Below are 24,182 nucleotides of genomic sequence, written 5' to 3'. Positions count from 1 at the left end.
GTATGAAAAGCTTTATTATCGCATGGAAAGATTTTAAGATACGTTTTACGGATCGGCGTGGTTTCACGATGATGTTGCTTATGCCGCTTTTATTAACAGCTATTTTAGGGTCAGCTTTAAGTGCGATCCTAGACGAAGGCGGATTACCGAAAACAGTAATTGGATACTATCAAGAAGATGAAGATACGTTTGCTACTATGTTTCGAACAGATGTATTAGAGGCAAAAGAAATAAAAGATGATGTGAAAGTCGAGAAAGTTTCTTCGCGAACCGACTTAGAAAAGATGTTGAAGGAGAAGAAGATTGATGAGGGGATTATTATTCCGAAACAGTGGGGTGAACACATACAGGAGGGGAAACTGAAAGAAGTTGTATTACTCACTGATCCTGCAAAAGACATACAAGCGAAAATTGCAGATTCATTGATTCATTCTTTTACTGAACGAGCGCAAACGGTAGCTTTTGCTACAAAAAGTGTGGTAACGGATTTAGCGCAATCTCAGCAAGGAAATGTGCAAGAAGTAGCAAAGAATATGGGAAGCGATCTGCCAGCTATTGCAACTTCACATGAAAATGAAATTAAAACAGGCACAATTGGTAAGAAGACGGTTGTTGCCATGCAATATTATGCTGCGGCGATGTTAGTTATGTTTCTTCTATATAACGTAACAGTTGGTGCAAAATCAATTGTAGGAGAACAAAGAACAGAAACGTTAGCAAGGTTGTTAAGGACACCGACAAGTTCTTATTCTATCTTGTTAGGTAAATTTTTCGGAACATTATTATTCGCGTGTATTCAATTTGGCGTATTTGTCATTGCAACCCATTATGCATTCGGTGTGAATTGGGGGGATGACATTGTACAGCTTATTGCAGTGGGAGTTTCCTATGCAATTTGTGTGTCGGGTTTATCGATGCTGATTGCTGCATTTATTCGAGATGAAAAAACAGCAGATGTTATGGGCGGGATTGGTATTCAACTGTTAGCAATATTAGGCGGTTCTATGTTACCAATTTATGCATTCCCGGATACGTTGCAAAAGTTTGCTAATATTGCACCAAATAAATGGGCACTTACGAGTTTTCTAGATATTATGTCAGGAACGTCTTGGAATACGCTATTACCAATTATTTTAAGTTTATCTAGTGCTGGCATACTTTCCGTTATCATTGGAACATTACGGTTACGTACTAGATAGGAGGAGAGAGCAGTGAAAAAAATTTGGACGATTTGTTCACTAGAGTTAAAGCAAATATTGATGAAGCCGCAAAGTTATTTTCTTATGTTAGGTATGCCAATTCTTTTTACATTAATTTTTGGTGGGCTTCTAGGTGGAAGTGGTAATGATAAGGTGAAAATTATTTTGGTTGATGAAGATCAATCAAAATTGTCAGCTTCCTATTATGAATCATTAACGTATAGCGATCTTGTAAGTGTGGAAAAAGGATCATATGAAGAGGCAAAGAAGAAAATTGAAAATAAAAAAGCCTCTGGTATTGTAACGATTGGAAAAGACTTTCAACAGCAAATGTTAGATGGGAAAAGTGATAAAGTTATCTTCCAATCTAGTGCTGATTTTACAGGCGGCGCTTCTGTAGAGCACGTGTTACAAAATACACTGAAAAAAATGGAAGTAGAAGTAAAAGGAGCAAATGTATGGAGCCAAAATAGCGGAAAGTCTTGGGAAACAATGTACGAAACCATTCATACGAAAGCAGAACCTGTTCAAATTCACAAAGAATCTATTGTAACAGGTAAGAAAACAATTAATGGTGTATCGGCTAGAGCAGCAGGATTTTCGATTTTATTTGTAATGATTGTTATGCTTAGTGCCACAGGAACAATTTTAAAAGCGAAGCAAATGGGTGTATGGCATCGCTTGCTAGAAACACCTGTTACAAGAGCCCAAGTATTAGCTGGATATATTCTATCATTCTTCTTAATTGGTTGGGTTCAATTTGGAGCACTTATGATATTAACGAATCTATTATTTGATGTACAGTGGGGGGATATGTTAGGGATTATTGCGCTTGTGTCGGTGCTATTACTTGCTGTCATTGGGTTAGCTTTATTGTTAGCCAGTGTTGTGAAAACGACAGAGCAACAATCGGCATTAGGAAATATCGTCATTATTTCAACTTGTATGATTAGCGGACTGTATTGGCCAATTGAAATAGAACCGGAGTTTATGCAAAAGATTGCCAACTTTGTCCCGCAAACGTGGGCAATGCGCGGTTTTACAGAATTAATTGCGAGAGGAGGAGGACTGGCAGATATAACAGGATATATTGGAGTGTTACTTCTATTTGCCGGTATCTTCTTTGCCATCGGTTTAACAAGAATACGTTATGATTGAAAAAAGAAAGCAGAATTTACAGCTCGGCACGCTGCATTCTGCTTTCTTTTTCTTGTTTTTCCGTTGGTCTAAGTGAAATGATAATCGCAATCCCGAACATGAAGATAAGCACTAAAAAGAGGACGAACGTCGGGAAGAACGGGAATAAGAGTAACGCTCCTAATATAACGAGCATTAAACAAATATAGTTCAAGACGTGTAGGAATAACTTGTCCATATTTTCTCCCCTTTATTAAGAATCTGCTATTATCGTATGCTCGTTTTACAAAAAATAGAATAGATTTTCATACACATGGCCATTTGCCACGAATATTTGTAAGAAAGAAGTATTGGAAATTCTAGCAATGCCCAGAAAACAAAAAAAGAAGATAACCCTACTATATATAGTAGGGTTATCTTCTTATCTTCTTGTTTATTACCTTTGTATTGTTTTAGATAAAATATGTTGCCGGATGGCGTAAGCTACACCATTCTCATCGTTTGTCGCTGTTACGATATCGCAGAGCTGTTTGACAGCGTCCTCTGCATTTCCCATTGCAATCGACAAACCTGCTACTTCTAACATCGGTACATCATTAAAATTATCTCCAATGGCAATTGTATCTTGTAAAGGGATATGAAAGTATTTTGCCATTTCTTGCAATCCATTGCCTTTATGCCCGTGTTTGTCCATAATTTCTAAGTTTGTTGGAGCAGATGCTGTCACCATTACTGCTGCATCTTTTTCTAATGATTGTAGTAATTGTGTACGATTATCTTTATTGAATGTAAGGATAAAGAATTTGGAAATTTCAATAGTTGAATCAGATATTACATCTTCGATACTTTGGAATGTTGTAATTAAGTTAGCCTTTAGCTGTTTTTCAGTAATTCGCTCAATTTCTTCAATTGTAATGTCAAGAGACTCTTTGTTTAGTTGAAAAGATTTCGTAACTTGTTCTTTCCAATTATATGGTGCATACACACCCTTGTTTGTATAGAGTTTATACGGAAACTCCTCCGCTTCGAGCTGCTTGGCAATTTCATATACTTTTTCTTTTTTCAAAGTACGTGAGTGAATGACCTTTCCATCAGCGTATACTACTGCTCCATTACTAGCCCCAAGTGGAAGGGATAATTGGTATTGCTCAAGTAGTTTTAAAATATCTTCTTTGGCTCTGCCAGAACAAATCATAACGATGTATCCTGCTTCTTCAGCATTTCTGATTGCTTCTAAATTTTCATTGGAGATTTCTAGATTGGATGATAACAGTGTGCCATCCATATCAAGTGCGATTAATTTCAAAGTGATCACCTCTTCGTTTCCATCATACTAAATTGCGCGGTATATCGAAACTGTTACACATATATTGGAAAGAAATAATAGCATTATAGATTCCTAAAAAAAATTTGTAATAAATTCATAGAGCTATTGCTTAAATAAAATAGTTATGTTACATTAATGTTACAAACGTTACAGTTATTGCTTCAATGTGACGTTAAGTCAAAAACTATGAATAAACTATTTCTTGAAGATGACATAAAATTTTAATTACATATAAATATTTATAAAAAAGGAGAATGAGAGCAATGGAAAACAAAGAAGTATTACAATTAACAAAAACGGACTTATTAGGATCAGCAGGAGTAGCAATGGGTTTAACAGCACTAATTATGTTTCTATCAAGTGCTTTAGTATAATTTAAGTAGATAAATTTGAACGTGAAAGACAAGAGGGACTTCGAAAAACGAAGTTCCTTTTTTATTTCGCTATTATATAAATACAAATTAAAAAACGACATAAAACCCTTTTCTTTTAGGTGGACGAGAGCATCTGCTCATGCGTAGCAGGGATGTATATAGTAAGGAAAACGTTACTTCGTATAGGATAGATAGAAAAAAGTCGAATTTTCTATGTGAGAAAAAGGAAGGTATTTGGCAGAAAAGATAGAAAATTTAAAATTGACAAAAATAAGTCGTGGCACAATTTGTTTTTTAAATTACATTTGGAAGCGTTTACGGTTTTGGGAGAAGGTATTAGAAATTTATATTATAGGGGGATGAAGAAGTTATGAAACAAAAGTCTATGGATACTTTAGCGGCACAGATGGAGGATTTTTTCCCAGTACGTGATGTTGATCATCTTGAATTTTATGTCGGTAATGCAAAACAAACAAGTTATTACCTTGCGAGAGCATTTGGGTTTAGCATAGCTGCATATTCTGGTCTAGAAACAGGAAATCGCGATAAAGTATCTTACGTACTTGTACAAAAAAATATGCGTTTTGTAGTGTCGGGTGCTTTAAATACAAATAGCCGCATTGCTGAATTTGTAAAACAGCACGGTGATGGTGTAAAAGATGTGGCACTTCTAGTAGAAGATGTAGAGAAAGCATATGCAGAAGCTGTAAAGCGTGGTGCAGTTGCAATTGCTCCGCCAGAAGAGCTATCTGATGAAAACGGAACGCTTAAAAAAGCGGTCATTGGCACATACGGTGATACAATTCATACACTTGTAGAAAGAAAAAATTATAAAGGTGCGTTTATGCCAGGATATGAACCACTTGAATCTATTGTTCCATTTGAAGAAACAGGTTTAGTTGCTGTTGATCATGTTGTTGGAAATGTGGAGAAAATGGAAGAATGGGTAAGTTATTACGAAAATGTAATGGGCTTTAAACAAATGATTCATTTTGACGATGATGACATTAGTACGGAATATTCTGCGTTAATGTCGAAAGTAATGACGAATGGAAGTCGTATTAAGTTTCCGATCAATGAACCAGCAGAAGGGAAAAGAAAATCACAAATTCAGGAGTATTTAGAGTTCTATAACGGAGCAGGTGTACAACACCTCGCATTATTAACGAATGATATTGTGAAAACTGTTTCCGCACTGCGTGCAAATGGTGTCGAATTTTTAGATACGCCAGATACGTATTACGAAGAGTTAACAGCACGTGTTGGTCAAATTGATGAAGAGATTGAAAAATTAAAAGAGCTAAAAATTCTTGTCGATCGTGATGATGAAGGATACTTATTACAAATTTTCACGAAGCCAATTGTAGATCGTCCAACTTTATTTATTGAGATTATTCAGCGTAAAGGATCAAGAGGATTTGGTGAAGGTAATTTTAAAGCATTATTCGAATCGATTGAAAGAGAACAGGCGCGTCGCGGAAATCTGTAAAGTAAAAATTCTACTGCCTGTTAGAGCGGGATAATGGTTAGGAGAGATGCTCCTTCTCCCCCCGCGCCTTACTTTTTAAGCGAGGAGAGAAAATGATGAAGTTTATTACATTTCGTCTTCCTTCACAAGAAATGCGAGCTGGCTGGCTTGAAGGTGACAAAGTTATTGATATGCATATAGCGAGCCTAGGGGCACTTCCGTCCACAATGATTTCTTTTTTAGAGAAATCCGATGAATATATGAAAATCATCAGTAAGATGGGTACGCCAGAAAGAGGGATTTATCATATTACGGATGTAGAGCTTTGTGCACCTTTACCAAACCCGGGAAGTATCCGTGATTTTTATGCGTTTGAACAGCATGTAAAGACAGCGCGCGGCCGCCGCGGTTTGGATATTGTTCCTGAGTGGTATGATATTCCTGTTTTCTATTTTACGAATCATCGCGCTGTTATCGGACCGGAAGAAGCTATTGTTTGTCCAGGCGCAACGAAGAAACTTGACTATGAATTAGAGATTGCTTGTGTCATTGGCAAAGAAGGTAAAAATATTTCGCGCGAGCAAGCGCATGAATATATTTTCGGATATTGTATTATGAATGATTGGAGCGCTAGAGATTTACAAGCGCATGAAATGAAGGTCGGACTTGGACCGGCAAAAGGAAAGGATTTTGCTACATCGCTTGGGCCGTATATTGTGACGAAAGATGAGTTAGACGCATATCGAAATGAGGATCGTTACAATTTAGAAATGACAGCTCATATTAATGGTGAACAATGGTCAAAAGGTAATTTTCAAGATATTTATTATACGTTTGCTGAAATGATTGAACGAGCATCTCAAGGCGTTACGTTGTATCCAGGAGATGTACTTGGTTCTGGTACGGTTGGAAGCGGCTGTATTTTAGAACTTGGAACAGAGAGATGGCTGAAAGCTGGCGATGTGGTAGAGTTGAAAATTACTAGTTTGGGAACATTGCGTAATACGGTAAAAGCAGAAAAGGAAGCGGGGGATGAGCATGTATTATCGTCGCATGGGGGAACTTCCTCGTAAACGACATATACAGTTTCGTAAACAAGACGGAACGCTTTATCGTGAGCAAGTTATGGGGACGAAAGGTTTTTCTGGTACGCAATCTATTTTGTATCACCACTACATGCCAACAGAAGTTGGGCATGCTTCTTTAGCACGGTCTTGTCGTGTGCAGTACGAAGAAGATGTGGCGTTAGCGCATCGTCATTTTCGGACGAGAGAATATAGAAAAATAGGAGATGCCGTGAACGGAAGGAATTTTCTATTAGGAAATGAAGACTTACTAATTGGAGTTGTAAACGGGGCGGAAAAGATGGATTATTTTTATCGCAATGGCGATGGAGATGAAATGCTATTTGTTCATTACGGATCTGGAAAAATTGAGACAATGTTTGGTACGATTCATTACCGAAAAGGAGATTATATTATCATTCCAATCGGTACGATTTACCGGGTAATCCCTGAAGCGGGAGAATCAAAACTTCTCGTTGTTGAAGCAAATAGTCAAATTACAACGCCGCGTAATTACCGCAATGAGTACGGACAATTGTTAGAACATAGTCCGTTTTGTGAGCGTGATATTCGTGGTCCAGAGACGCTAGAAACGTACGATGAAAAAGGTGAATTTGTTGTGATGACAAAATCTAGAGGATACATGCATAAACATGTTTTGCAGCATCATCCTTTAGATGTTGTTGGGTGGGATGGACATTTATATCCATGGGTATTTAATATTGAGGATTTTGAGCCAATTACAGGACGCATTCATCAGCCGCCGCCAGTACATCAAACATTTGAGGGACATAACTTTGTTGTTTGCTCATTTGTTCCGCGTCTATATGATTATCATCCAGAAGCAATACCGGCACCGTATTATCATAGCAATGTGAATAGTGATGAGGTGCTCTATTATGTGGAAGGTAATTTTATGAGCAGAAAAGGTGTAGAGGAAGGGTCTATTACGCTTCATCCAAGCGGTATTCCACATGGACCGCACCCTGGGAAAACAGAAGCTAGTCTTGGTAAAAAAGAAACAATCGAACTAGCGGTTATGATTGATACATTCCGACCATTACGCGTTATAAAAGATGCGCATGATATGGAAGATGAGCGATACATGTATAGCTGGCTAGAACAAGGCACATATACCGTATAAGATGTAAAGAACAACAAGCACACTCATTTGAAGGGTGTGCTTGTGCTCATAAAGGAATCGACTTATATAAAATACCAAAAATATTTGTAAAATGATATAAAAATATAGAAATATAAACCATTATTATGATTTTCATTTTGCTTTAATTAGTAATACAATAACGAACTGCACTACTTTGGATTATTCAAAATAGTGGTGGAAGGACAAATTTCCCATTAAGTTATTGACGAAAAAAGGTGAAATAAGTAAAATGAATGTAAATATTAAAATTTCAGAAAATTATAAATACTGAGGTGCTGAGTATGAAGCAAATCTTTCAAAAAAAGCCGATTGCACAATTGTTGCAAGAGGGAAGTCAGAAGAAATTAGATCGAACATTAGGAGCCTTAGATTTAACGATGTTAGGGGTAGGGGCAATTGTTGGGACAGGTATTTTCGTCTTGACTGGGGTAGTTGCTGCGAAACATTCTGGACCTGCTATTATTTTATCTTTTGCATTAGCCGCGCTAGCTTGTGCCTTTGCTGCCTTTTGTTATGCAGAATTTGCTTCTAGCGTACCGGTATCTGGTAGTGTGTATACGTATACATACGCAACGATGGGAGAAGTGTTTGCCTTTTTAATTGGATGGGATTTAATGCTTGAGTACTTATTAGCAACATCAGCTGTTGCTAATGGATGGTCCGCTTACTTTCAGTCCTTATTAAAGGGGTTTGGAATTCAAATTCCAACGATTTTAGCTTCTGCTCCTGGGGCAGGAAAAGGTGGAATTATTGATTTACCAGCTGTTTGTATTATTTTAATTATGACGATTCTTTTATCACGAGGTGTTCGTGAAAGTGCCCGCGTGAATAATATTATGGTATTTATTAAATTAACCGTTGTACTATTGTTCATCTTTGCTGGGTTTAAGTATGTAAAACCAGAAAACTGGACACCATTTATGCCGTTTGGTTTTGATGGCGTAATGGTAGGTGCAGCGACAGTATTCTTTGCTTTTATTGGTTTTGATGCTGTTTCAACAGCGGCGGAAGAAGTAAAACGTCCGCAGCGTGATTTACCAATTGGTATTATAGCATCGTTATTAATTTGTACCGTTTTGTACATTGCTGTTTCGCTTATTTTGACAGGTATTGTACCGTATGGACAATTAAATATATCAGATCCAGTAGCATTTGCACTTCAATTTATTGGACAAGATGGTTTAGCAGGCGTTATTTCAGTAGGTGCTATTACAGGGATTACAACTGTTATGTTAGTTATGATGTATGGTCAAGTCCGAGTGTCGTATGCAATGAGTCGTGACGGTTTATTACCGAACCGTTTTGCGAAAGTACATCCGAAGTTTAAAACACCGTTTTTAAATACGTGGATAACAGGTATTGTAGCAGCGCTTATTTCAGGACTTGTTGACTTAAGTGTGTTAGCTCACCTTGTCAATATCGGAACTCTATCTGCGTTTGCACTTGTAGCAGTTGCGGTTATTATAATGCGCAAAACACATCCGGATTTACCTCGTGCATTTAAAGCGCCGCTTGTACCGTTTTTACCAGCATTAGCTGTAATCTTCTGTGTATATTTAATGCTTCAATTACCGGCAATTACATGGAAAAGCTTTGGGGTTTGGATGGTAATTGGAATAGCGGTCTATTTCTTATATAGCAGAAAGAATAGTGCGTTACACAAAGAAGCAGATAGTAAAAAAACCGTGAATCTATAAAGTTGAAAGCCGTTCGTAGAAAAAGAACGGCTTTTTATTTTTGAAAATTTACATTTTTCTAAAAATGATATAAGATGAAAATTGGTCAATAAAGTGAAGTTTCGGGTGCTTACTGGTCAAAAGTAGTGAGGGAAAAGGGGGGAGAACATGAAGAAAACATGGCAAGAATTAAAGCAGATGGATCGTAATGTTTGGATTCGATTTATTGGAGAAACGTTAAATGGAATTGCAATGATGATGTTAATGCCATTTTTTGCATTATATTTAAAAGATAAAGTAGATTCACTGCTACAAGTGGGAATTATTATGGCACTGTCTCCAATTGCGGCAAGTTTTGGTTCTCTTATAGGTGGCCGAATTGCCGATATTTATGGAAGAAAGCCAATTATGATATTTTCAATGGCTAGCAATGCGATTTTAATGCTGGGGTTCTTATTTATAGATGGGTTTATACCATATGCTATTCTATCCGTTTTTTTAGGACTTAGTAATTCGTTGTTCCATCCAGCAGCTTCTGCGATGGTAGCTGATGTAACAGAACCTGAAAAGCGAACAGAAGCATACGGTTTGCTGCGAATGGGGCATAATATCGGAGCGGCAATTGGGCCGATTCTAGGTGCTTCAGTTGCATTGCTTTCTAAAACGGTTATTTTTATGATTGCGTCATCTTCTATGCTATTTTATGCATTACTAGTTTTACTACTTATTCAAGAGACACTGCCAAAAGGTGCAATAACACAAATGAATAAGGAAGGGGAGACGAAACAATCTGTATGGAAAGTTGTGTTGCAAGATAAAATTTTACTTATTTATTTGTTAGCTGGAATTGTTATTTCGATGGGATTTTCGCAAACAGAGGGTATGCTTCCTCTTCATTTTGATAATGAACTGAAAGGGATATTTGGAACGAATAATCCATATCCTTATTTAATGGCTATGAATGGGCTTTTGGTGGTTTTGTTTCAATTTCAAATTTCGAAATGGGCGACAGATAAACCGGTAGGAAAAACGATGCTATATGGTGCTTGGTTATTTGGAATCGGTCTTCTTGCCATCGGATGGCTTCCGAAATGGTTTGGCGGAATGGGAACAAATGCTACTGTAGTTCTTGTTACGCTATTAATTGTATATGCGATTTATACATTGGGAGAAATGGTTATGTCTCCTGTCCAAATGACGTTTGTGGCAAATTTAGCACCAGAGCACCTGCGAGGTACGTATATGGGAGCGGCTAGCTTACAATGGATTACAGGTAGTGCGTTTGGTCCGCTACTTGGAGGCTTTTTACTTGATCGTTTGTTAGGTCACGTTTTATTTACGATTTTAGGAATCGGATGTGTGATAGCAGGACTTATTTACATATCATTAGATCGACTTGTAGAGCAAAGACAAAAAGACAACATGGTAAAGCAAACGTCATAAAGTGAAACTTTAATCAGTGGGGGGCTTCATCCCCCACTGATTATTAGCCCTCACCAATCGGGCACATGCCAGCAGTTTAGCTCCCACTTAACTTCTTTAGAAAAGCGGAAACGGCCGGAGATTCTAGCTGCTAGAGCTGGACAATGCTTTCGCCTAATTTTGAGGTGGGGGTATTACTGCCCGCGAATAGCGGGATAAGGTTTTCATCATACACAAATAGATGCTTTTTCTCATATTATTAGGTATATAACTAGAAAAATTGTTATGTCGACGCGGCTACCTTACTATTTGTGGACAGTTTCACCTTGTACGAAAATAGGAACTATCTATTTTCGTAAAAAGTGCTACAATAGAAAAATGAAAACAAACGATTAGGGTGATTTCATTATGAAAATTAAATTAGGTTTATTATATGGTGGAAAATCAGCGGAGCATCAAGTTTCTTTACAAACGGCTCTTGCTGTTAGTAAAGCGTTAGATCAAGAAAAATTTGAGGTTCATCCAATTTATATTACTGAACAAGGACAATGGGTTCGCGGTGAGCGTATTGAAGGTGAAGTAAACAGCGTTCAAGCGTTGCAACTGAACGGAGAAGAGAACGCAATTTCTCCTTTATCATTAAGTTCAGAGATTATCCCGATGTCAGCTTCTGATAAAGAGAATGCCATCGATGTAATTTTCCCGTTATTACATGGGCCAAATGGTGAAGATGGAACCGTACAAGGTTTGTTAGAACTTATGAATATTCCATATGTAGGGAACGGTGTATTAGCATCGGCTGCTGGTATGGATAAAGTTGTTATGAAAAATATTTTTGCGGAAGCGGGCTTACCGCAAGCAAAATATGTTTCGTTCATTCGCAGTGTTTGGGAGAAAAATCGCACAGAAGCGTATGAAAAAGTGGAAGAAACATTAGGTTATCCATGTTTCGTGAAACCAGCAAATCTTGGTTCGAGCGTTGGAATTAATAAATGTAAAAATCGTGCTGAGTTAGAGAGTGCATTTGAAGAAGCGTTCCAATTCGATCGTAAAATCATCGTAGAAGAGAATATTGTTGGTCGTGAAGTGGAAATTGGTGTATTAGGAAATGATGAACCGAAATGTTCGGTTGTAGGTGAAATCGTAGCTAAAAAAGAATTCTATGATTATAAATCAAAATACATTGATGGCGATACAGCGATGGTTATTCCTGCTGAAATTCCGGAAGCGGAATATGAGAAGATTCAAGAGTATGCGATTCGTGCATTCCAATCTTTAGACGGTGCGGGATTAACGCGAGCAGATTTCTTCTTAACGAAAGATGGTGATGTATTTATTAATGAAGTAAATACAATGCCAGGATTCACGCCGTTTAGTATGTTCCCGCTGTTATGGGAAAATACAGGATTGGCGTATCCAGAGCTTATTCAAGAATTAGTGCGCTTAGCGATTGAACGTCATGAAGAAAAACAAAAAATTAAATATACAATCTAACAAGAAAGGAGAAGCACTATTCAAATGAATAGTGTTTCTTCCTTGTAAGGAGTGTTTTTATATGATACAACGAACAGCGAAGCAAGTTGAGCGAATGGTATGTGGAACTAGTTTAGCAGAGCAGTGGCATGATGTAGCGATAAAAGGTGTTTCCATTGATACAAGAAAGATTGAACAAGGAAATTTATATGTTCCAATTCAAGGAGAACGTTTTGATGGTCATACTTTTGTGAGGAAAGCGATCGAAAATGGTGCTGTTGCAACGCTATGGAAAAAAGGGGTGGCCAACCCGCCAGAAAATGTACCAGTTATTTTTGTAGAAGACACATTACAAGCATTGCAGACATTAGCGAAAAACTATCGTGATCAGTTAAATGTGAAAGTAGTTGGTGTAACAGGAAGTAACGGAAAAACATCAACGAAAGATATTGTGACAAGCTTACTTGGAACAAAATTTAAAGTACAAAAAACAGAAGGGAATTTCAATAACCATATCGGACTTCCGTTGACCATTTTAAATTTAGAAGAAGATACAGAAATAGCTGTATTAGAAATGGGTATGTCGAGCCGTGGTGAAATTGAATTTTTGTCAAAGCTTGCTCGTCCTGATGCAGCGATTATCACAAATATTGGAGAAGCACATTTAATGGATTTGGGCTCTCGTGATGGAATTGCCGAAGCAAAATTAGAAATTGTGACAGGCTTACAAGATAATGGTGTATTTGTTTATAACGGAGATGAGCCATTGTTAACTACACGTGTACCAGGCATGAATTTATCAGCAAAGACAATTACATTCGGTGATGCAAGAGCAAATGATTACTACCCAGTTTCTGTAAAATTGGAAGCAACAGGTACACAATTTAAAATGAATCAAGCGCAGGATGTAGTATTTTATTTACCCGTTCTTGGGAAACATAATGTATATAACGCATTAGCATCAATGGCGGTTGCTGAGTTCTTTGGCGTAACGTGGGAAGAAATGAAACAAGGTTTAGTGAATTTGAAAATGACAGGCATGCGTATGGAAGTTGTAAAAACGGATGCTGGGTTAACGATTATTAATGATGCATATAACGCGAGTCCGACAGCGATGGAAGCAGCGTTCCATTTAATGAATGAATTAAATGGATTTTCTAAAAAAATTCTCGTTATTGGCGATATGTTGGAGCTTGGTGACCAAGAAGTGCAATTTCATTATGAAGTTGGAAAACTAATTGATCCAGCCCGTATTGCATATGTGTTTACGTACGGTGCGCTCGGGGAACAAATGGCAGAAGGCGCAAAAATTAATTTTCCTAATGAGCGAGTAAAGGCTTATGACAATAAAGAAGAACTCGTTAAAGATTTAAAAGAAGTCATTGATGTGAAAGACGTTGTATTAGTAAAAGCATCTCGTGGCATGAAGTTAGAGGAAATTATTACGATGATAAAGTAATGGGGCTTTGTTGCCTTTGCATATGGTTTACTCTATTAATTGATTACTGGAACCCCTTACAATGAAGGGATTCAAAATCTAGGATGAAGGTGGAAAAGTTCATATATAAAATATGGGGAGAGTTGGGTTTGCTTTTTACACATACAAAACTTATAATTGATAGGGTGTAATAACGTTGTAGAGTATTTTTGTGATAAATGTAGGCCCGTTTATATATGTGAACATAAGGGAAAGGGCATTTTCCACGAACACGGAAAATGTCTTTTTTGAATGAATAGCTAGGATAATTACTCCTGCCATTTAAAAGTTATAATTGCTTGAAGTTGGGGCTTTACTGCCCAAGAATAGCGGGATAAATTTGTCTCGGGACTACTTTTGTCTAGCTTTACGTTTGGATGTTTAAAGTGCGTATACTTGTTACATTCATTTTTCAAAAGCTAGTTTTATTATAATTGTCAGGCGATCTTGCGCTGATAACGCATTTTGTCTGAAGAAGACTTAGCCCAACCTTACTTGGATATCCTGTGAATATGAGAAGAAGGAATAATCTGGGCTATTTTAGATAGAAAAGGAGAAGTAAAATTGACAACATTTCGAGAGTTAGGATTAAGCAATTCTTTATTACAGTCTGTTGAAAGCATGGGGTTTGAAGAGGCAACACCAATTCAGGCAGAAACAATTCCAGTAGCCTTACAAGGTGTAGACATCATTGGTCAAGCTCAAACGGGTACAGGGAAAACAGCTGCATTTGGATTACCACTATTAGAAAAAGTAAATACACGCCAAGATACAGTTCAAGGTATCGTTATCGCGCCAACTCGTGAATTAGCAATTCAAGTAGGTGAAGAGCTATACAAAATTGGTCAACATAAGCGTGTGCGCATTTTACCAATCTATGGCGGTCAAGATATTAACCGTCAAATTCGTGCGTTGAAAAAAGGTCCACACATTATTGTGGGTACACCAGGACGTATTTTAGATCACATTAAACGTAAAACACTTCGTCTGCAAAACGTAGAGACAGTTGTTCTTGATGAAGCAGATGAAATGTTAAATATGGGCTTCATTGAAGATATTGAAGCGATTTTAACGGATGTGCCTGAAACACACCAAACATTATTATTCTCAGCAACAATGCCAGACCCAATCCGTCGCATTGCGGAACGCTTTATGAGCGAACCTAAACATATTAAGGTTAAAGCGAAAGAAGTAACTATGCCAAACATTCAGCAGTTCTATGTAGAAGTGCAAGAGAAAAAGAAATTTGACGTATTAACACGTTTATTAGATATTCAATCTCCAGAGCTTGCAATCGTATTCGGTCGTACAAAGCGCCGTGTTGATGAATTATCAGAAGCATTAAACTTACGTGGCTATGCAGCAGAAGGAATTCATGGTGATTTAACACAAGCGAAGCGTCTTTCTGTATTACGTAAATTTAAAGAAGGTTCAATCGAAGTTCTTGTTGCGACAGATGTAGCAGCACGTGGCCTTGATATTTCAGGTGTAACACACGTATATAACTTTGATATCCCACAAGACCCTGAATCATACGTACACCGTATTGGTCGTACAGGTCGTGCAGGTAAAACAGGTCTTGCGATGCTGTTTGTAACACCACGTGAAACAGGGCAATTAAAGAATATTGAGCGTACAACAAAACGTAAAATGGATCGTATGACTCCACCAACATTAGATGAAGCTTTAGAAGGACAACAACGTTTGATTGCTGAAAAACTTCAAAGTACGATTGAAAGTGAAAACTTATCATACTACAAACGTATTGCGGAAGAGTTATTAGAAGAGCATGATTCTGTAGCGGTTGTAGCAGCTGCTTTAAAAATGATGACAAAAGAGCCGGACGCAACGCCAGTTTCTTTAACATCAGAACCGCCGGTAGTTTCAAAAGATCGTTCTAGAAAGAGAAACGGAAGCGGAAGTGGAAGTGGAAACGGAAGAGGTGGTTATCGTGATGGTAACCGCGAAGGCAATCGTAATCGTGAAGGTGGCCGTAACCGTGATGGCAACCGTAATCGTGGTGGTCGTAAAGGAGAAGGTCAAGGACGCGAAGGTCGTTCTGGAGCTCCTAAAGGGCGCAGCGGAGAAAGAAAGCATACAGGCCGTAAACCACAATCTAATTAAACTTATAGAAGAGAGACAGTCTTTTTCAAAGGCTGTCTTTTTTGCGATATATAAGAGGAAGTGTTCCGGAAATACACTGTATGATAGAGGGAAAATAAAAAGACGAAGCGCTCTTGCAGTTGATGAGAGATATGACTGATAAGGTGGGGTGGAAATAATAGATGGTGCAAGCTTTTGGGTGAGATAAGCTTATGCACCATCTGTTTTTTTTATGAATAATGGTCCTAAACAAGCTCCTGTAAGTAATCCGGCTAGGTGGCTAATTGAATTTGTTGTTGTATCGAGAAATGTAAATGCAAGGAGAATACATAAAATGATAACAAAGAGAAGAATTTCTTTTCTTCTAGTAGGCTGAAATTGCATATAGAATAGGTAAAGCTGCACTCCTAATAGTCCGAAAATAGCACCAGAAGCTCCTGTATGGGTATAGTGGATCGGAAAGAAAAAGTAAGAGGCGATATTTCCGGTAATTCCAGACGTAAGAAACACAAATAAAAATCGAATGCTATGCAGTTGTTTTTCTAATGAAAATCCAAGTGCAAAGAAGCAGATGCTATTGGATAGAAAATGAGAAAATGTTGTATGAACAAATAATGAAGAAATGAGTCGCCACCATTCTCCTTCAGCTATACACTCGTTACAGGCGATTCCGATAGAGAGCTTCCCTAATGATAGTAAAACAAGTTGTATAAAAAGTAGTGCTGTAGTAACCGGTGGGGAAGAAGAGAATGAGTATTTTAATGGAGTATTCATATTTACACTCCTTTTGCTGTTAGCGTATTGTCTGTTATTCTTACAATATGAAAGTGAGAAAGAAAATAGAAGGAAGGAACGGAAGGATATGATTGTAGGAGTTGGAATCGATATTATTGAAATTGAAAGAATTGAAAAGATGATAGAAGGGCAACCGAAATTTATAGAGCGTATTTTAACGGAAAACGAGCGCCAAGTGGCATGCGCGTTAAAAGGAAAAAGACGTAGTGAATTTGTTGCAGGGCGCTTTGCGGCGAAAGAAGCGTATTCGAAAGCGCTTGGTACTGGAATTGGAAAAGAGGTTAGTTTTTTACATATTGAAATTATGAATGATGAAAGAGGAAAACCTATTTTACTTGCCAATACAAATCATACGATCCATCTTTCGATTAGCCATAGCCGAGAGTTTGCGGTAGCGCAGGTTGTTTTAGAAAGCTCGTCAAGCTAGTCTGCATATTTCATCTCTTTGTCTCATATATTTGAGTAGCGTTAAGGAAGATGTTTTCTTCCACTTACTTATTGAGACAAAGGGGCTGAACGTATGAAAAGGCGGCTATTTTTGTTTATTGCGGGTTTGTTGACCGTTTTTCTGTTAGCAGGTTGCATGGAGAAGAAGAAAGAAGATGTTGTGCAAGACTTGAATGAAAGAGTAAAAGATATGAAAAGCTATCAAGCAGAAGCAAAACTATCGATTAAAACGGGGAATGAACCACAGGTGTATGATGTTGAGGTTTGGTATAATAAACCATCGTATTACCGAGTGAACTTAAAAAACGCAAAGAAAGATCAAAGTCAAATTATTTTACGAAATGATGAAGGTGTGTTTGTTCTTACTCCATCTTTAAATAAAAGTTTTCGCTTCCAAAGTGATTGGCCGCAAAATAGCAGTCAAGCATATTTATATGAATCACTTGTCAGGGATATTTTGAACGATAAGGACCGTTCGTTTAAGAAAACTGACAAATATTATGTGTTTGAAACAAAAACAAACTATCATCATCAAAATATGTTGCCAAAGCAACAAATTACATTTAATAAAAAAGATTTATCGCCTGTTTCAGTGAAATTGATGGATAACGATCAAAATGTTCTTGTGCAAGTAGATTTTTCAAAGGTAAAGTTTGATGCGAAATTTGATAAAGGTGCATTTGATACGAAGCAAAATATGTCTAGAGCACAAGTGGATATACAAACGACAGCTCAACAAGAAAAACCATTTGCTGTGTTGTATCCAAGTGATACACCGCAAGGCATGACTTTAAAAGAAGAGAAAGAGTTTAATACAGATAACGGAAAACGTAGTATTCTTACGTACACTGGTAATAAGAAGAGTTTTACGTTAATACAAGAAAAGGCGAAAGTGGCACCAACTATTGCGACACAAAGTGTAAGCGGGGAGCCTGTTGATTTAGGTTTCACTATTGGGGCATTAACAAAGGATTCTGTTACATGGTCACATAATGGAGTGGAGTATATGCTTGTATCAAAAGATTTGAAACAAGAAGAATTATTAATGGTAGCGCGTTCTGTGACTCAGAAACAAGTAAAGTAAACGACTAAGACGTGGTGACTACAGTGGACACCACGTTTTTTAGCACGTTTTCATGTATTGATAAAAATGTTTATGTAATCTGATGAAATAAAGGTGAGAAAAAAGTGAATATAAAAGAATAAGCTTTGCATATCGTATAAAGGAAGTGTTTTTTCTAGATGGAAAAATCGCCATTTTATCGTGATACGTGGGCCTGGGTAAATTTAGATGCGATTTATGAGAATGTAGCTCGTATTAAGTCTATTATCCCTAAAGACGTAGAGATTTTTGCTGTTGTGAAAGCAAATGCATATGATCATGGATCAGTGCAGGTTGCAAATACGGCATTAGCGGCGGGGGCAACGAGGTTAGCTGTTGCTTTTTTAGATGAAGCTTTGGTTTTGAGAAGAGCTGGAATTAAATCTCCTATTTTAGTATTAGGTCCTTCACGTCCGGAAGATGTTAATGTGACAGCGGAGAATGACGTTACATTAACTGCATTTCAAAAAGAGTGGATAGAAATAGCGAAAAAGGTGATGGGATTAGTTATAGCGCCACTTATCGAACGGAAAAAGAAGAATGGATTGCTACGTTGCCTGTTGGATATGCTGATGGTTGGTTACGGAGGTTGCAAGGGTTTGAAATTCTTGTAAATGGTATAAGAGTGCCAATTGTGGGGAGAATTACAATGGATATGCTAATGCTTCGTATGCCATATGAAGTATCGCCTGGGACAAAGGTCACTATAATTGGAAGACAAGACAATCAGTATATTAGTGCTACAGAGGTTGCGGAGTATTTAGGGACAATTAATTATGAAGTGATTACAACAATTGGGTTTCGTGTTCCGCGCGTATATATGAAAAATGGAAAAGTTGTAGAGGTGGTAAATTATTTGCATGATATATAAGAGGGGCTTCCGAGGTTTAAATGTACGTTTATAATAATGTTTTTTACTAGATGGTAATTTGAGAAACTCGCTTTAGAAGAATAACAAAGAAAAGTACAGGGAAATGAATGTTTTATTTCCAAGTTGGAAAACATAAAACAAGACATTAGGAAGTCTTTGCAACAGGCCCTATACAATGGTATTATTACAATAGGTGTTATATATGTGTGTGTAGTTGACGGTGGAGGTGTATTTTTGTGTCCGAATCAAGTGTAACTACTGAAATCGTTGTTCGGTTGCCAAAACAAGTGGTAACAGAATTAGACGGAATTGGAAAACAAGAGAATAAGAATCGCCATGAACTTATTTGCCAGGCAACACAATTGCTATTGCGCCAACATAAAACGAAGAAGCGCTACCAGCATGAATCAATGAGACGTGGGTACATTGAAATGGGAAAAATCAATCTTGGTATTGCATCTGAAGCTTTCTTAGCAGAGTATGAAGCAGCTCATACAGTAGAACGCTTAGTTAGCGGGGGGTAATCTTTTGATTGTAAAACGCGGCGACGTGTATTTTGCAGACCTTTCCCCAGTTGTTGGTTCTGAGCAAGGAGGCGTTCGTCCGGTTCTTGTCATTCAAAATGACATTGGGAATCGCTTTAGTCCTACTGTAATTGTGGCGGCCATTACTGCGCAGATTCAGAAAGCAAAATTGCCCACCCATGTGGAAATCGATGCAAAAAAGTATGGATTTGAGAGAGATTCGGTTATCTTGCTCGAACAGATTCGAACAATCGATAAGCAGCGCTTAACGGACAAAATCACTCAGTTAGACGATCTGATGATGAATCGTGTAGATGAAGCTCTGCAAATTAGTTTAGGACTGATAGATTTTTAGTTCAACGTTGAAGTTGCTCTCTTGTAAGAGCAACTTTTTTTATTATTGAAGGAGGTTTTGTTGCAAATGGAAATGGTAGATAACCGTCAAGGGTTAATGAAAATGTTAGCGAAAGAATTGAATTTTTCAGAGAAGCAAGTTCGTCATGTTATTGAGTTAACAGAGGAAGGTAATACAGTCCCTTTTATTGCTCGTTATCGAAAAGAATGGACAAACTCATTAGACGAAGTGCAAATTCGCTCGATTTTAGAAAGATGGCAATATATTACTCAGCTTGAAAATCGTAAAGAAGAAGTGTTGCGTTTAATTCATGAAAAGGGAAAGCTTACAGAAGAATTGCGTCGTAACATTACATCTGCAACAAAACTACAAGAGGTCGAGGATTTATATCGTCCATATAAAGAAAAACGAAGAACAAAAGCGACAATTGCGAAAGAAAAGGGATTAGAACCTTTGGCAGATTGGCTATTAACGTTTGCGAAGGATGATGCGCTAGAAAAAGCAAAAGTGTTCGTAAATGAGGAGAAAGAAGTTCAGTCGCCAGAAGAAGCATTACAAGGAGCAAAAGACATTATTGCAGAATATGTATCTGATGAAGCGTCTTATCGTAGTTGGATTCGCAATACTACCTTTAGAAAAGGGACAATTTCAGCAGTTGTAAAAGACGAAGAAAAAGACGAAAAGAATGTATATGAAATGTATTACAGCTATGAAGAACCACTGCAAAAGGTTGTTCCACACCGTGTATTGGCTATGAATCGTGGTGAAAAAGAAGAAATTTTAAAAATAACAATTGTTCCTCCGGTTGAAGACATTCTTCAATTTTTACATAAAAAAGTCATTCATAATTCATGCGCGCCAAGTACGAATTATGTACAAGAAGCAACGGAAGATGGTTATAAGCGTTTAATTCAACCGTCTATTGAAAGGGAAATTCGTAAAGAGCTAACAGAGATAGCAGAAGAACAAGCAATTCATATTTTTTCAGAGAACTTACGGAATTTATTGTTACAACCGCCGATGAAGGGGAAAGTAGTATTGGCTGTAGATCCGGCTTATCGTACAGGATGTAAACTGTCAGTTGTAGATGATACGGGGAAAGTGCTTCATATCGATGTCATCTATCCGCATCCGCCTGTTAAGAAATATGAAGAAGCGAAAAAGAAATGTATTTCAATTTTAGAAAAGTATGAAGTAGAAGTAATTGCAATCGGCAATGGTACGGCTTCTCGTGAAACGGAAGAATTTGTAGTAGATGTGCTACACGCGGCTGTGCATGATGTGTTTTATATTATTGTCAATGAAGCAGGTGCGAGTGTGTATTCCGCATCAGAATTAGCGAGAGAAGAGTTCCCGAATTTGCAAGTTGAAGAAAGAAGCGCAGTTTCTATTGGGAGACGTTTGCAAGATCCGCTTGCAGAATTAGTAAAGATTGATCCGAAGTCTGTTGGGGTAGGACAATACCAACATGATGTATCACAAAAACGATTGAATGAATCATTGACATTTGTTGTTGAAACAGCTGTAAACCAAGTTGGGGTGAACGTAAATACTGCTTCTGTTTCCTTATTACAATATGTTTCTGGTTTATCGAAAACAGTTGCGAAAAACATTGTAAAAAAACGTGAAGAGAGCGGGAAGTTTACGAAACGTGCTGAACTGAAAGATATACCGCGATTAGGTGCAAAGACATATGAACAATGCATCGGATTTTTACGAGTTTTAGAAGGTGAGAATCCGCTTGATCGAACAAGCATTCATCCAGAGCAATATAAGAATGTGGAATTGTTATTGAAAAGTTTAGGATTATCTATTACAGATGTTGGACAACTTCATTTGCAAAAAAGCTTAGAGGAAGTAGAAATTTCTTCGTTATCGGAGCAGACAAACATTGGCGAACCTACGCTGCGAGATATTGTTGATGCCCTTATTCGTCCGGAGCGAGACCTGCGTGATGAATTACCAAAGCCGCTTCTTAAAAAAGGTATCTTAAAACTAGAAGATTTAAAACGCGGTATGGAATTGGAAGGTACAGTTCGAAATGTTGTTGATTTTGGTGCTTTTGTTGATGTCGGTGTAAAACAAGATGGACTAGTTCATATTTCGAAAATGAGTAAGCAGTTTGTAAAACATCCATTAGATATTGTGTCTGTTGGACAAATTGTAAAAGTGTGGGTCGATGCGGTTGATATGAAAAAAGGACGCGTTGCCTTATCCATGTTACCGTTAGAAGGTTGAAAAAATAAACGATTGGGTGCCACGCCCATGGATAAATTTATTGATAGTTGAATGAAAAGGGAGTGGAATAGTGATCCATTCCCTTTGTTTATTAGGGATGTTGCTTTTTTTTATAAAAAAACCAGCATTCGTTAAGTAATTTGATTTGATAGCGGTTTTTTTCATAATAAGCACGCCGCATTTGTTTACGAAGCCATGCTGGCATATGAATCCCTCCTTTTGCAAGAATGAGGATGGGTATATGTACTATTTAATGTATGCATGAGACAAACGAGACGTGTAGATTTATTTTAATGGGTAGGGGAGATAAGGATGCATGAAGTAGATATTCAGAGATTAGTGGAGGAAGTATCGATAAAATATTTTGCGAGACCTTTTTTGCATAAGGCAATGTTTAATAAACGGTTACGTACGACAGGTGGGCGATATATATTAAGTACTCATAATATAGAACTAAATTATCATTATTATGTAGCGTATGGGGAGAAGGAATTAATTGAAGTAATTAAACATGAGTTGTGTCATTATCATTTGCATCTGATGGGGAAAGGGTATCAACATCGAGATAAAGATTTTCGTGAATTATTAAAGCAGGTAAATGCACCGCGTTTTTGTAAAAGAATTGCAGGAAGACAAGTAGAGATAAAACAATATGTGTATGAATGTATAACGTGTCATTTTCAATATGGAAGAAGGCGTAAAGTGAATACGATTCGGTATGTATGCGGAAAGTGTAAAGGTAAATTGAAGCAGGTTTAAAAACTCCTTGACACTAAAAAAACAATCCAGTATAGTATAAACATGTCACGCCACTACAGAATATTGTAGGAAGCGCTTGACTTAGAAAATGAATTTTTATAAGATATAAATTGTCTTAAATATTCCGCAGTAGCTCAGTGGTAGAGCTATCGGCTGTTAACCGATCGGTCGTAGGTTCGAGTCCTACCTGCGGAGCCATATAGTATAGAGAAGTACCCAAGTGGCTCAAGGGGCTCCCCTGCTAAGGGAGTAGATCGCTTACGCGGTGCGAGGGTTCGAATCCCTTCTTCTCTGCCATAATTTTGGCCCGTTGGTCAAGTGGTTAAGACACCGCCCTTTCACGGCGGTAACACGGGTTCGAATCCCGTACGGGTCACCACTTCGGAGGATTAGCTCAGCTGGGAGAGCACCTGCCTTACAAGCAGGGGGTCGGCGGTTCGATCCCGTCATCCTCCACCATATAAAATTATAAGTATTGTCGTCGCGGGGTGGAGCAGTCCGGTAGCTCGTCGGGCTCATNNCGGTCGGGACCGCCATTTAAACTTCTGGCAGATGGAAGTTGTTTTTTTGTTAGAGGGATGGAAAATTGTTTTTTTTTCATTATCTTAAATTAATGGGCTATAGCCAAGCGGTAAGGCAACGGACTTTGACTCCGTCATGCGCTGGTTCGAATCCAGCTAGCCCAGCCATTTAAGAGCCATTAGCTCAGTTGGTAGAGCATCTGACTTTTAATCAGAGGGTCGAAGGTTCGAGTCCTTCATGGCTCACCATTTATTTTAATTTCGCGGTCGTGGCGGAATGGCAGACGCGCTAGGTTGAGGGCCTAGTGGGGGCAACCCCGTGGAGGTTCAAGTCCTCTCGGCCGCACCAAAAAAAGAAATAAAAAAAGCACTTGCATTAATCTCACCATGATGGTATATTAATAAAGTCGCAAAAAACAAACAACATATATTAAGCGCCCGTAGCTCAATTGGATAGAGCGTTTGACTACGGATCAAAAGGTTAGGGGTTCGAGTCCTCTCGGGCGCGCTATTTACGGGAAGTGGCTCAGCTTGGTAGAGCACCTGGTTTGGGACCAGGGGGTCGCAGGTTCGAATCCTGTCTTCCCGACCACGCGGGTGTAGTTTAGTGGTAAAACAAGAGCCTTCCAAGCTCTGGTCGAGAGTTCGATTCTCTTCACCCGCTCTTAAGTTCTTTGAAAACTGA

The 24,182-nt window shown here is 38.0% G+C and carries 21 protein-coding genes, 10 tRNA genes and 1 pseudogene; 28 read left to right on the top strand and 4 right to left on the bottom strand.

Going from position 1 to position 24,182, the window contains the following annotated elements; all coding sequences use genetic code 11:
• The first annotated feature begins 2 nt into the window (after positions 1 to 2).
• Both V7024_RS04980 and V7024_RS04975 read left to right on the top strand, forming a co-directional pair.
• A complete protein-coding gene (locus V7024_RS04980; protein ID WP_335516461.1) occupies positions 3 to 1,199 on the top strand; it encodes an ABC transporter permease in 1,197 nt (398 codons plus the stop codon).
• Between the two features lie 12 nt (positions 1,200 to 1,211).
• A complete protein-coding gene (locus V7024_RS04975; RefSeq protein ID WP_335516458.1) occupies positions 1,212 to 2,357 on the top strand; it encodes an ABC transporter permease in 1,146 nt (381 codons plus the stop codon).
• 16 nt (positions 2,358 to 2,373) lie between these two features.
• Here V7024_RS04975 and V7024_RS04970 read toward each other — a convergent pair whose 3' ends face one another.
• On the bottom strand, positions 2,374 to 2,574 hold the full coding sequence (locus V7024_RS04970; protein ID WP_335516457.1) for a hypothetical protein: 201 nt from the start codon (positions 2,572 to 2,574) through the stop codon (positions 2,374 to 2,376).
• A 198-nt stretch (positions 2,575 to 2,772) separates the two neighbouring features.
• Positions 2,773 to 3,642, bottom strand: coding sequence for a Cof-type HAD-IIB family hydrolase (locus V7024_RS04965; protein WP_438824437.1), 870 nt, complete (start codon positions 3,640 to 3,642; stop codon positions 2,773 to 2,775).
• 284 nt (positions 3,643 to 3,926) lie between these two features.
• Between V7024_RS04965 and V7024_RS04960 the strand changes: the two genes are divergently transcribed.
• From V7024_RS04960 to V7024_RS04920, 9 genes are all read left to right on the top strand, one after another.
• Positions 3,927 to 4,037: a DUF3948 family protein gene (locus V7024_RS04960; protein WP_230317786.1), complete on the top strand. Its 111-nt coding sequence runs from the start codon at positions 3,927 to 3,929 to the stop codon at positions 4,035 to 4,037.
• Between the two features lie 370 nt (positions 4,038 to 4,407).
• Positions 4,408 to 5,526: a 4-hydroxyphenylpyruvate dioxygenase gene (hppD, locus tag V7024_RS04955; RefSeq protein ID WP_335516447.1), complete on the top strand. Its 1,119-nt coding sequence runs from the start codon at positions 4,408 to 4,410 to the stop codon at positions 5,524 to 5,526.
• Between the two features lie 95 nt (positions 5,527 to 5,621).
• Positions 5,622 to 6,578 (top strand): fumarylacetoacetate hydrolase family protein, encoded by a 957-nt coding sequence (locus V7024_RS04950; RefSeq protein ID WP_335516443.1) that lies wholly within the window; start codon positions 5,622 to 5,624, stop codon positions 6,576 to 6,578.
• Positions 6,544 to 7,713, top strand: coding sequence for a homogentisate 1,2-dioxygenase (locus tag V7024_RS04945; RefSeq protein WP_335516440.1), 1,170 nt, complete (start codon positions 6,544 to 6,546; stop codon positions 7,711 to 7,713). Before V7024_RS04950 ends, V7024_RS04945 begins: the two co-directional genes overlap by 35 nt.
• Positions 7,714 to 8,015: 302 nt before the next feature.
• Complete coding sequence (locus V7024_RS04940; RefSeq protein ID WP_335516437.1) at positions 8,016 to 9,431, top strand: amino acid permease; 1,416 nt, start codon at positions 8,016 to 8,018, stop codon at positions 9,429 to 9,431.
• A gap of 147 nt (positions 9,432 to 9,578) precedes the next feature.
• On the top strand, positions 9,579 to 10,853 hold the full coding sequence (locus V7024_RS04935) for an MDR family MFS transporter (protein WP_335516434.1): 1,275 nt from the start codon (positions 9,579 to 9,581) through the stop codon (positions 10,851 to 10,853).
• 384 nt (positions 10,854 to 11,237) lie between these two features.
• Positions 11,238 to 12,326 carry a D-alanine--D-alanine ligase gene (locus tag V7024_RS04930; RefSeq protein ID WP_335516583.1) on the top strand — a complete coding sequence of 363 codons (1,089 nt, stop codon included), beginning with the start codon at positions 11,238 to 11,240 and terminating at the stop codon, positions 12,324 to 12,326.
• 61 nt (positions 12,327 to 12,387) lie between these two features.
• On the top strand, positions 12,388 to 13,764 hold the full coding sequence (locus tag V7024_RS04925) for a UDP-N-acetylmuramoyl-tripeptide--D-alanyl-D-alanine ligase (RefSeq protein WP_335516432.1): 1,377 nt from the start codon (positions 12,388 to 12,390) through the stop codon (positions 13,762 to 13,764).
• Between the two features lie 582 nt (positions 13,765 to 14,346).
• Positions 14,347 to 15,906 (top strand): DEAD/DEAH box helicase, encoded by a 1,560-nt coding sequence (locus tag V7024_RS04920; RefSeq protein ID WP_335516430.1) that lies wholly within the window; start codon positions 14,347 to 14,349, stop codon positions 15,904 to 15,906.
• A 189-nt stretch (positions 15,907 to 16,095) separates the two neighbouring features.
• On the opposite strand, the gene V7024_RS04915 is transcribed toward V7024_RS04920, so the two are convergent.
• A complete protein-coding gene (locus V7024_RS04915) occupies positions 16,096 to 16,659 on the bottom strand; it encodes a rhomboid family intramembrane serine protease (RefSeq protein ID WP_335516427.1) in 564 nt (187 codons plus the stop codon).
• A gap of 88 nt (positions 16,660 to 16,747) precedes the next feature.
• Here V7024_RS04915 and acpS point away from each other — a divergent pair, with 88 nt between their 5' ends.
• From acpS to V7024_RS04885, 6 genes and pseudogenes are all read left to right on the top strand, one after another.
• Positions 16,748 to 17,107, top strand: a complete 360-nt coding sequence (acpS, locus tag V7024_RS04910; RefSeq protein WP_335516424.1) for a holo-ACP synthase — start codon at positions 16,748 to 16,750, stop codon at positions 17,105 to 17,107.
• Positions 17,108 to 17,263: 156 nt separating this feature from the next.
• Entirely contained in the window at positions 17,264 to 18,211 is a 948-nt protein-coding gene (locus V7024_RS04905) for a LolA family protein (protein WP_335516580.1), read from the top strand.
• A gap of 158 nt (positions 18,212 to 18,369) precedes the next feature.
• Positions 18,370 to 19,100: pseudogene (locus V7024_RS04900) on the top strand (alanine racemase).
• 236 nt (positions 19,101 to 19,336) lie between these two features.
• Complete coding sequence (locus tag V7024_RS04895) at positions 19,337 to 19,624, top strand: antitoxin EndoAI (protein WP_000004571.1); 288 nt, start codon at positions 19,337 to 19,339, stop codon at positions 19,622 to 19,624.
• Between the two features lie 4 nt (positions 19,625 to 19,628).
• A complete protein-coding gene (gene ndoA, locus V7024_RS04890) occupies positions 19,629 to 19,979 on the top strand; it encodes a type II toxin-antitoxin system endoribonuclease NdoA (RefSeq protein ID WP_020063273.1) in 351 nt (116 codons plus the stop codon).
• A 66-nt stretch (positions 19,980 to 20,045) separates the two neighbouring features.
• Positions 20,046 to 22,217, top strand: coding sequence for a Tex family protein (locus V7024_RS04885; protein ID WP_335516422.1), 2,172 nt, complete (start codon positions 20,046 to 20,048; stop codon positions 22,215 to 22,217).
• Between the two features lie 91 nt (positions 22,218 to 22,308).
• Here V7024_RS04885 and cmpA read toward each other — a convergent pair whose 3' ends face one another.
• Positions 22,309 to 22,422 (bottom strand): cortex morphogenetic protein CmpA, encoded by a 114-nt coding sequence (gene cmpA, locus V7024_RS04880; RefSeq protein WP_020063275.1) that lies wholly within the window; start codon positions 22,420 to 22,422, stop codon positions 22,309 to 22,311.
• Positions 22,423 to 22,529: 107 nt separating this feature from the next.
• Here cmpA and V7024_RS04875 point away from each other — a divergent pair, with 107 nt between their 5' ends.
• From V7024_RS04875 to V7024_RS04825, 11 genes are all read left to right on the top strand, one after another.
• Positions 22,530 to 22,976, top strand: a complete 447-nt coding sequence (locus V7024_RS04875; RefSeq protein WP_335516417.1) for a SprT family protein — start codon at positions 22,530 to 22,532, stop codon at positions 22,974 to 22,976.
• Between the two features lie 123 nt (positions 22,977 to 23,099).
• Positions 23,100 to 23,174, top strand: a tRNA-Asn gene (locus V7024_RS04870).
• An 8-nt stretch (positions 23,175 to 23,182) separates the two neighbouring features.
• Positions 23,183 to 23,273 (top strand) — tRNA-Ser (locus V7024_RS04865).
• 7 nt (positions 23,274 to 23,280) lie between these two features.
• A tRNA-Glu gene (locus V7024_RS04860) sits at positions 23,281 to 23,355 on the top strand.
• A 4-nt stretch (positions 23,356 to 23,359) separates the two neighbouring features.
• Positions 23,360 to 23,435: transfer RNA gene (locus V7024_RS04855), tRNA-Val, on the top strand.
• A gap of 155 nt (positions 23,436 to 23,590) precedes the next feature.
• Positions 23,591 to 23,665: transfer RNA gene (locus tag V7024_RS04850), tRNA-Gln, on the top strand.
• A gap of 5 nt (positions 23,666 to 23,670) precedes the next feature.
• Positions 23,671 to 23,746 (top strand) — tRNA-Lys (locus V7024_RS04845).
• Positions 23,747 to 23,760: 14 nt separating this feature from the next.
• Positions 23,761 to 23,846, top strand: a tRNA-Leu gene (locus tag V7024_RS04840).
• Positions 23,847 to 23,931: 85 nt separating this feature from the next.
• Positions 23,932 to 24,005, top strand: a tRNA-Arg gene (locus tag V7024_RS04835).
• Positions 24,006 to 24,012: 7 nt separating this feature from the next.
• Positions 24,013 to 24,089: transfer RNA gene (locus V7024_RS04830), tRNA-Pro, on the top strand.
• Position 24,090: 1 nt separating this feature from the next.
• A tRNA-Gly gene (locus tag V7024_RS04825) sits at positions 24,091 to 24,161 on the top strand.
• Positions 24,162 to 24,182: the final 21 nt, after the last annotated feature.

Source organism: Bacillus sp. JJ864 (genome assembly GCF_036963045.1).
In the GTDB taxonomy this organism is placed as follows: domain Bacteria; phylum Bacillota; class Bacilli; order Bacillales; family Bacillaceae_G; genus Bacillus_A; species Bacillus_A pseudomycoides_C.
This window is presented reverse-complemented; position numbering and strand designations above follow the sequence as displayed.

Excerpts from the sequence above, each read along its gene's own strand:
- V7024_RS04885 (WP_335516422.1), top strand. The coding sequence starts at position 20,046 with ATGGAAATGGTAGATAACCGTCAAGGGTTAATGAAAATGTTAGCGAAA.
- V7024_RS04960 (WP_230317786.1), top strand. The coding sequence starts at position 3,927 with ATGGAAAACAAAGAAGTATTACAATTAACAAAAACGGACTTATTAGGA.
- hppD (WP_335516447.1), top strand. The coding sequence starts at position 4,408 with ATGAAACAAAAGTCTATGGATACTTTAGCGGCACAGATGGAGGATTTT.
- V7024_RS04905 (WP_335516580.1), top strand. The coding sequence starts at position 17,264 with ATGGAGAAGAAGAAAGAAGATGTTGTGCAAGACTTGAATGAAAGAGTA.
- V7024_RS04915 (WP_335516427.1), bottom strand. The coding sequence starts at position 16,659 with ATGAATACTCCATTAAAATACTCATTCTCTTCTTCCCCACCGGTTACT.
- V7024_RS04950 (WP_335516443.1), top strand. The coding sequence starts at position 5,622 with ATGAAGTTTATTACATTTCGTCTTCCTTCACAAGAAATGCGAGCTGGC.
- V7024_RS04980 (WP_335516461.1), top strand. The coding sequence starts at position 3 with ATGAAAAGCTTTATTATCGCATGGAAAGATTTTAAGATACGTTTTACG.
- V7024_RS04875 (WP_335516417.1), top strand. The coding sequence starts at position 22,530 with ATGCATGAAGTAGATATTCAGAGATTAGTGGAGGAAGTATCGATAAAA.
- V7024_RS04945 (WP_335516440.1), top strand. The coding sequence starts at position 6,544 with ATGTATTATCGTCGCATGGGGGAACTTCCTCGTAAACGACATATACAG.
- V7024_RS04935 (WP_335516434.1), top strand. The coding sequence starts at position 9,579 with ATGAAGAAAACATGGCAAGAATTAAAGCAGATGGATCGTAATGTTTGG.
- V7024_RS04940 (WP_335516437.1), top strand. The coding sequence starts at position 8,016 with ATGAAGCAAATCTTTCAAAAAAAGCCGATTGCACAATTGTTGCAAGAG.
- acpS (WP_335516424.1), top strand. The coding sequence starts at position 16,748 with ATGATTGTAGGAGTTGGAATCGATATTATTGAAATTGAAAGAATTGAA.
- V7024_RS04925 (WP_335516432.1), top strand. The coding sequence starts at position 12,388 with ATGATACAACGAACAGCGAAGCAAGTTGAGCGAATGGTATGTGGAACT.
- cmpA (WP_020063275.1), bottom strand. The coding sequence starts at position 22,422 with ATGCCAGCATGGCTTCGTAAACAAATGCGGCGTGCTTATTATGAAAAA.
- V7024_RS04970 (WP_335516457.1), bottom strand. The coding sequence starts at position 2,574 with ATGGACAAGTTATTCCTACACGTCTTGAACTATATTTGTTTAATGCTC.